General features: G+C 36.9%; 7 protein-coding genes and 1 pseudogene. 5 read left to right on the top strand and 3 right to left on the bottom strand.

Translation table 11 applies throughout. The features are described 5' to 3' along the window. A pseudogene (locus AC22ZQ_RS09935) lies at positions 1–371 on the bottom strand (hypothetical protein); the annotation flags it as partial. Between the two features lie 116 nt (positions 372–487). Between AC22ZQ_RS09935 and AC22ZQ_RS09930 the strand changes: the two are divergent. From AC22ZQ_RS09930 to AC22ZQ_RS09910, 5 genes are read left to right on the top strand one after another with little or no spacing between them, the layout of a single operon-like run. Next, positions 488–1,633: a DUF4856 domain-containing protein gene (locus AC22ZQ_RS09930; protein WP_318958630.1), complete on the top strand. Its 1,146-nt coding sequence runs from the start codon at positions 488–490 to the stop codon at positions 1,631–1,633. Positions 1,634–1,651: 18 nt separating this feature from the next. After that, entirely contained in the window at positions 1,652–2,737 is a 1,086-nt protein-coding gene (locus AC22ZQ_RS09925) for an imelysin family protein (RefSeq protein ID WP_318958629.1), read from the top strand. Next, positions 2,724–4,094, top strand: coding sequence for an HTTM domain-containing protein (locus tag AC22ZQ_RS09920; protein WP_318958628.1), 1,371 nt, complete (start codon positions 2,724–2,726; stop codon positions 4,092–4,094). Before AC22ZQ_RS09925 ends, AC22ZQ_RS09920 begins: the two co-directional genes overlap by 14 nt. Further along, positions 4,091–6,496, top strand: a complete 2,406-nt coding sequence (locus tag AC22ZQ_RS09915; protein WP_318958627.1) for a TonB-dependent receptor family protein — start codon at positions 4,091–4,093, stop codon at positions 6,494–6,496. The genes AC22ZQ_RS09920 and AC22ZQ_RS09915 overlap by 4 nt, the downstream gene beginning before the upstream one ends. A 24-nt stretch (positions 6,497–6,520) precedes the next feature. Beyond that, a complete protein-coding gene (locus AC22ZQ_RS09910) occupies positions 6,521–7,372 on the top strand; it encodes a protein kinase domain-containing protein (RefSeq protein WP_318958631.1) in 852 nt (283 codons plus the stop codon). Here the strand turns inward: AC22ZQ_RS09910 and AC22ZQ_RS09905 are convergent. Continuing rightward, positions 7,340–8,017 (bottom strand): hypothetical protein, encoded by a 678-nt coding sequence (locus AC22ZQ_RS09905; RefSeq protein WP_318958626.1) that lies wholly within the window; start codon positions 8,015–8,017, stop codon positions 7,340–7,342. The two genes, AC22ZQ_RS09910 and AC22ZQ_RS09905, sit on opposite strands and share 33 nt — an antisense overlap. Further along, the gene (locus AC22ZQ_RS09900; RefSeq protein WP_318958625.1) at positions 8,010–8,564 is read right to left on the bottom strand and encodes a DNA-3-methyladenine glycosylase I; all 555 of its coding nucleotides are present in this window, start codon (positions 8,562–8,564) and stop codon (positions 8,010–8,012) included. The genes AC22ZQ_RS09905 and AC22ZQ_RS09900 overlap by 8 nt, the downstream gene beginning before the upstream one ends. Between the last annotated feature and the right edge of the window lie 67 nt (positions 8,565–8,631).

Here is an 8,631-nt window from a genome sequence, read left to right as displayed (position 1 = left end):
TTTCCATCGTACTTCAGACCAACACTTCCCGTTCCTAAAATTAAAACATCACCAGGGTCATTACCCAGTGCAGCTTTACAACTTCCTACAACATCACCATATATATAGATGTTTAGAAAGCCGAGCTTGTTGAGCAGTTCCTTTACGGGCTCTTGATTGTGCTCATGCAGACAACCGGTTCCGTAGAAATAAAGGTCGTATGCACTTAAATCATAAGATTTAAAAAGCGAGATAACTTCACTTCTTTTCTCCTCGGTAATTTCTTTGGGATGAAGACCAGAACTGAAAAACTCTTTGTAGGTTTTATCGTCCGACATTATCCAATGCGTCTTGCTTCCGCCGCTATCTGCTATGATGAATTTCTTTTCCACAACTCAAAGGTAAAAGTAATGTTGAAATCAGAATACCATTTTTATGGTATTGCTCCAGAGAGGCGTTCAGTCTATCTTTGCCTCACTATTTAAAATAAGACTAAATAACACTAAAGATGAAAAGAAGTAAAGCATTATTGGTTTTGATTGCAGGAGCAATGGCGTTTACAGCATGTAAAAAAGAAGGTTGTACAGATGAAACAGCGTCTAATTACAATGAAGAAGCAAAAAAAGATGATGGTTCATGTGTTTATATAGATAACTCACCTGTTGCACCAACTACATATGCGTTTACAGATGAAAATGATAATTCAACAGTTTCTTACGGTGGACAACAAGATCGTTTAGCACAATTAAGTGAAATGGTTGCCATGATGAAAGATGGAGTGAATGGTCCAGTAGATGCTCAGGCTTTACAAGATATGTTTGCAAACACAGGAGATAATGGAAATGGAAACTTCTCTTTTTCTTCTTCTAAGCAGTTGAAAAATAAATGTTTTGCTAACGATGTAGCATTTTTCGAAGATGCTTTAGATTCTTTAGCCTTGTCTTCTCAGTCTTATAATATGACCGCAGCGAATGGTCAAGCTGGATTAGTAACGAACGGAACAAAAACCTACTTGGTAGCTGCCAACGGAATGGAATACACGCAAATCATCGAGAAAGGATTGATGGGAGCTGTTTTGATGTACCAAGCCAACAATGTATACTTCTCAGATACAAAAATGGACGTTGACAACACAACGGCGGTTGATCCAGCTGCAGGGAAATACTATACAGCTATGGAACACCACTTCGATGAAGCCTTTGGTTACTTCGGTGTTGACGTTGATTTCCCCACTACAATTCCTGATCACTTTTGGGGTGAATACTGTAACAGTAGAGATACAGAATTGAATTCTAATGCAGTGATGATGGATAACTTCCTTAAAGGAAGATTCGCAATTACACAAGAAGATTACACAGCAAGAGATGAAGCCATAGAAGCGATTCAAGTAATGTGGGAGAAAATTGCGGCACGTCAAGCTATTCACTACTTAGATGCAGCGATCAGTAACTTTGGTACAGATGACGCAGTTTATTTACACACCTTATCTGAGGCTTTAGGTTTCACAATGTGTATTCGTTATGCTGGACAAGATACGCGTGTTTTAACACAAACCGAATTGAATACAATTTTAGCAATGTACGGAGACAACTTCTGGGACTTAACATTGGTTGACTTAAACAACATTAAGGCTGAATTAGAAGCAAAATACTAAGCATAAAGACTAAAAAAGATGAAAAGATTTAAGCTTGTTTTTATTTCGGCTTTGGCGCTGACTTTACTTTCTTCAAAGTGTAAGGAGCCTGTTGAGCCAACGGTGGAATTTAACAAAACAGAACTATTGGCAGATTACGCCGATAAAGTGATTGTGTCTTCATTGACAGATTTAAAAGGTGAAATAAGCAATCTTAAATCTTCTTTTTCAAGCTTTCAAGCAGATGCTAGTCTTAGCAATTTAGAACTTTTACAAGAAGCATGGAAAGCAAGTTATTTGCAGTTTCAACACAGTCAAATCTTTAATTTTGGTCCTTCCATGGATTACGGAATTAAAGGGGCTATGGGAACTTATCCATGTGACACAGCAAAGGTAGAGGCAAATATTTCTTCAGGATCTTATTCCTTAGGTGCAGCGGCAAATTCAGATGCCATTGGTTTTCCTGCAATGGACTACCTTTTGTTCGATTTAGCAACAACAGATGCATTGAATAAGTTGAGTGCTGATGCCAATCGAATGACCTATGTGGGAGAGTTAATTGACAAGATGCAAACAGAAATTGATGCTGTAGTGAATGCATGGAATTCAGGTTATACAGCAGAATTTAAGGCCAATACTGGAACATCATCTACGAGTTCAATGTCTTTCTTAGTAAACGAGTTTAATAAAGATTACGAGCTTACGAAAGTAGCTAAATTTGGAATTCCTATTGGTCAACAGAGTTTAGGAATAGCTCAACCAGAATACATTGAAGCTCCATTTTCAGGATTTTCTTTTGAATTGATAAAAGCGAGCTTTGAAGCTTCTCGTGAGGTGTACCAAGGAGATTACAAAGGAACGGATGGAATTGGCTTTCAAGATTATGTTTTGTCATTTGTAGATCAAGGTCCAGCATTAGATGAAGGTATCACTTCGACGTATGAGGAGGTACTTAACAAATTTGCAACGTTTAATTCCACGACTTTAAAAGAGGAAATTTTAGCAGGAAATCCTGAGCTTTCACCGGCCTATGATTTAATTCAATCGCAGGTGGTGAATATTAAAACAGACATGCCAGCATTGTTTGCTATCATGATTACTTATCAAGATAATGACGGCGATTAATAAAATATCGCATACACTAATATTTAGAGGGGTAAATATTGCCCCTCTTGTGGTATTCAGGATCATTTTCGGCGCATTGATGCTTTTTGGAGCTGTGCGTTTTATAATGAAAGGGTGGGTTCTGGATAATTACATTTTACCCGATTTTCATTTTTCTTATTTGGGTTTTGAATGGGTAGATAAACTACCAGGAAACTGGATGTATTTACCTTTTATCATTATGATACTGGCTGCTATAGGAATGATACTCGGTGCTTTCTATCGCATCAGCGCAGTTTTACTTTTTATCAGTTTTTCCTACATAGAATTAATAGATAAAACCTATTACCTCAACCATTATTACTTTGTGAGTTTGATGTTGTTCTTACTCATATTTATTCCTGCACACCGTAGGTTTTCCTTAGACCTAAAACTATTTAAACTTCAACAATGGGATGAAGTTCCTGCAATCTACAGAAACGTAATTTGCTTTTTGTTAGGAGTCGTTTATTTCTTTGCAGGTATTGCTAAAATTGAATATGATTGGTTGGTTTTAGCACAACCTTTAAAGCTATGGTTGGGGAAATATCATCATCTCCCGCTTGTAGGTGGAATATTGGCCAACGAATATGTGGCTTATGTTTTTGCTTATTTTGGTTTGATTTACGACATCAGTATTCCTTTTCTTTTGTTAGGTAAAAGGACTAGACCTTTTGCTTACTTTTTTGTGGTAAGCTTCCACATTATTACCTGGTTGTTGTTTCCGATAGGTGTTTTTCCATGGGTCATGATCTTTTCAACCCTGATTTTCTTTCCGGCAAGCTTTCATTTGAAAATTGTGGAAAGATTAGAAGCCATTTTTATGGTAAACGATCAAAGCGGAATAGCTCATTTAAAAGTAAAATCTCTTTATAAATATTTCATTTTCCTCTTTGTAATAGTGCAGCTTGTATTGCCATTTAGATACCTGTTGTACCCCGGTAATTTATTTTGGAACGAAGAAGGCTTTAGATTTTCATGGCGTGTTATGCTTATGCACAAAGAGGGGTTGGCTACTTTTTATATTGAAGATAGGAACACAGGAAAACAAATTGAAATAGATAATTCAAATTATTTAACCGAAAGTCAGGAAAAGCAAATGGCCACGCAGGCCGACTTTTTAATTCAATACGGTCATCATTTGTATTATCAATTTAAAGATACAGTCTTGGTTTATGGGGAACATCAAGTTCATTTGGTCGATCCCATTGTTCGCGCAGATGTCAAAGTTTCTTTAAATGGAAGATTAAACCAGCAATTTGTTTCTAAAAAGTATAATTTTGCAGACCTGAAATACGATTTAAAACATCGAACATTTTTAGAAGAGTTTAAACCGTGAGAGTAGTTGTAGCGATATTGATAGCATTTGGTATTCCATTTCTTCATGCCCAAGAGGTCTTGAAGGGTAATGTAATGGATGCAAAAACCAAGGAGGTTGTGCTTTCTACTGTTGTCACTAACTTAAACTCTGGCGAAAAAACACGAGTAGATTTATCGGGTACGTTTAGTTTAAACGCAGCCCTAGAAGATAGTATCCGAATAACGGCCACAGATTACGATACCTTGATCTTTGTACTCCAAAATTTCACAGCTAGAAATTATGAAATCCAAAGTCAAATCTTGGAGATGGATGATGTGGATATTGTTCGAGACAGATATGAGGATTTTGACATTGGTATTCCACCCGTAATTACCAAGTCAAGAATTCATTACGGGAAGTCGGAATTCATACCTTTGAAGAACCTTTCGGGAGCCAAATCTACAGGGAATCCTAGAGAGTTGTACGCTAAAGTGCCAGGTTTAAATATTTGGGAAAGCGATGGAGCAGGTATACAGGTAGGTGTTGGTGGTAGAGGGTTGAGTCCGAACAGAACCGCTAATTTTAATACCCGTCAAAATGGATACGACATCAGTGCTGATGCTTTAGGGTATCCAGAAAGTTACTATACTCCTCCGGTAGAGGCTTTGAAAGAAATTCAAATCACAAGAGGTTCTGCTGCACTGCAGTTCGGAACTCAGTTTGGAGGATTATTGAATTTCGTATTAAAAGATGCAAATGCCGAACGCTTGATTGATGTTACCTCGAGAACAACGGGGGGAAGCTATGGCTATTTGGGTACTTACAATAGAATCAGTGGAGGAAAAAAACGATTTTACTATCAGGCTTATCATCAATATAAACAAGGAAATGGTTACAGACCTAATGGCGGATTCCACCAACATCAAGCTTTTGCACAAATAGGGTTTAAACTCACCGAGAATATTGATTGGAAGTTAGAGTATACTAAAATGAATTACCTCACTCAGCAATCTGGAGGTTTAACCGATCAACAATTTAAGGAAGATGCCAGACAAAGTATTCGAGACCGAAACTGGTTTGCGGTAGATTGGAATTTAATGGCTACGCATTTTGATTACGAAATCAATAAAAAGACACATTTGAATATTAGAGCTTTTGGTATGAAATCTACCCGAGAGTCTTTAGGTTTCCTTGGTAAAATTAATCAGGCTGACATCGGTGGATACAGAAAGTTGATTTACGGTGATTTTAAAAACTACGGTACAGAAGCACGTTTAATGCGTAAGTACGATGCTAAGATTAAATCTACTGATATTAACGGAGCTTTATTGTTTGGAGCTAGGGCTTATGAAGGGCACACAGTATCGAAAGAAGGATTAGCTTCTGCTGGAAGTGATGCCGATTTTCGTTTTAATACCCCAGAGGATGTAGACAACTCTAACTTTTCCTTCCCCTCTAGAAATATGGCGCTCTTTATCGATCAGGTTGTGTTGATTAAGAAATGGACCATCAACGCTGGTTTGAGATATGAGTATATACGCAGTGCTACAGAAGGATATTACTACCAATATAATTTACATCCCATTATTGGTGATACGATAGAGCGTTTTCAGATCAACGATAGTAGATCGACCACAAGAAATGTATTCTTGGGGGGAGCAGGAGCAAGTTATAGTTTGAAAAATGGTGCGAAGGTTTACGGAAATGTGAGTCAGAATTACAGAGCGATTAACTTCAACGATATTCGTATTAATAATCCGAACCTAACGATAGATACGAATATTCAGGATGAGTATGGTGCGACCTTCGAAGTGGGCTACAAAGGAATGATAGATAATTATTTCTTCATAGACGCTGGAGCTTTCTATATTTTCTATGGTGATAAAATTGGATTAGCTCCAGATGGATTAAAGCGCCAAAGAACAAATATTGGAAATGCACGAAACATGGGAGTAGAAGCTGTTGTGGAACTAGATGTTTTGAAAGCGATTAACCGAAAAAATAAAAAAGCACTTCGTGTATTTGCTAACCTTGCCTACATCGATGCGAAATATATCACCTCTAAGGAAGCAAGTTTAATTGGAAATAGGGTAGAGTACGTGGCTCCGTTTATCGTTCGTTCTGGCTTGAAATACAAAACAGATAAACTTTCTTTGCAATTCCAAGGAAGTTATACGTCTGATCAGTTTAGTGATGCTTCCAATTCTGTGAATCCTTCAGGTGATGCATTGTACGGAGTTATTCCTGCTTATATGGTATTCGACTTTTCAGCGAAGTATGAGTGGAATAAAACCTTCCAAATAGAAGCCGGTATGAACAATGTGTTTGACGCTAAATACTTTACAAGAAGAGCAACGGCTTACCCTGGCCCGGGTATTATTCCTTCAAATGGAAGAAGTTTGTATCTTACCTTGCAAATTCAATTGCAATCTAAAAAGTAAACGGTGCTTCAAGCCTATAAATTGATGAATGGGGGAACTCCTCAAGGGAAAAGAAAATTCTCTTCTACCCGGCTTGTACAAGAAATTTCTTCGGGAGAATATTTCATTCTGAAATCAACCCCTTTGATCGATAGAAAGGCTGTGGAGACGCTTAGAAATGAAGGTAAATATCAATTTGAATCCCCCAATTTACAATCGAGTTTAAAGTATTGGATAGAGAATAATCAATATTATTTGTTGAAGGAGTATATAAAGGGAGTAGGGCTGATTACCTTTTATAAAGCATTGAAAAGAAAAGAAAAGCGAAAGTTTATTCCCAGATTTCTTACAGGTGTTTCTAAACTATTGGATGAACTTCATGTTCAAAAAATAGTACATCTAGATTTAAAGCCAACCAACATCATTATTGAAGGTAGTGTAAACGATTTTTCTGTGAAATTGATTGATTTTGGTATGGCTTGGGATCTAAAAACAGATGTTTTTGATAAGAGGAAAAGTTCTTATCCTTTTGGTCATGCAGCTCCTGAACTAATACTAAATGAACCAGCGCTTTTTGTACCGCAAACAGATTATTACGCTTTGGGAATATTGCTATATGAAATGATGGAAGGAGAAATTCCTTTTTTGCATTCTAATCCAATTCAGAGTTTAAACTTGCAACTAAATATGGCATTACCAGCATTGTCTCGGAAATGGAAAGCATATCAAACTATTCTTAATAAACTCACAGCTAAACAAGCTTTTCATCGGCCACCCAATCAACTTCCAAGGTTGGAGCAAAAAAGGGTTTTAGAACAAGGTATTGAATTACGTTATGAAAATTTAAAAATGATGAGAAGGGATTTAGAAAATATCTACCCTGTACCCGAGTTTTAGACCGAAGTTTAAGGGCGAAATATAAGTGCCATAAACATTGGCTCTGTCATAAATCATAATGTTGTAATCACCTAATAACTCTAGTGTTAATGCACTTCTCCATTCTGCGGGAAGTTGATATTTTAAACCAGCGACCATACCAATTCCGAAGTAAAAAGATCGGTAATAATGTTTTCCCGGTTCTACATCTCCGTTAGGGAAGTAGTATTTTTCTCGATCATAATCACCCAATTCAATAATGTCTGTTAGCATACCTACAGTGGTATTCGATCCAAAGTAAAATGCTAATCCATCATCATAGGTGTTGAAAGCAAAATTTCTTCTACCGTAAGAAAGAGCAAACTGACGAATGCTTTCGGTAACAGGTACTGAAATAACCGAATTTCCTTGTCCCGTAAATTCTGGACGTAATTCGGCTACCATGTTCCCACGGTTAATATCGTTAAGCGGCATAAAAAATGTACCGTTAAGGCGCATCGTGTGCCATTCAGATTCCGGTAATTCCAATCCTAAATTTAAAGTTGTTCTTCCTTTAACAAGAGTACCCAGACCTAAGTCAGGTCCACCTCCTGCTATCAAACTGTATTGGGAGTATCCCCCAAAACTCAGTAAAGAACAGATGAGTATGATGAGTATTTTATCCATATTTAGTGTTTTTTATCAAGGAGTGAATAGCACAGTTTTCATCATGAGCTCCAGCTAGAAATCCGGTACTCATTAAAAATTCTCCAACTATTTCTCCTCCCGTGAACTTAAAGTTGCTTTTAAAAAGCTTTGTCCACTTTTCTTTTGTATAATCCTGTTGTTCGTGTATACAGAGCCATTGATAAAAGCTACCATGTTCGTTTTGAAGCTCTATAATTCGTTGCGCATTGTAAACGGCAGCATTTACTTTTAATTTGTTTCGGATGATTCCTTTATTATTTAACAATTCCTCAACCTTATGGTTCGTATAACCAGCAATTTTGTTTATTTCAAAATTGTCAAATGCCTTTCTGAAATTATCTTCCTTTTTTAAAATGATATCCCAGCTTAACCCCGCTTGGTTTATTTCGAGAAGTAACCGGCCAAATAACTCATTATCATTTGTAATTCTGTAGCCGTATCTAAAATCATGATATTGTTTGTGCAAATTGTCTATGGGTAGACTTTGTACATATTTGCAATACGGATGCTTTAACTCTTTTGTCATTCGCCTTGTTCATCTTCTAGAATAGCGCTTATTAAATATAACGAAAAAAAACGCCATTTGGTTAATA

This window comes from Lishizhenia sp. (assembly GCF_057456495.1).
This window is presented reverse-complemented; position numbering and strand designations above follow the sequence as displayed.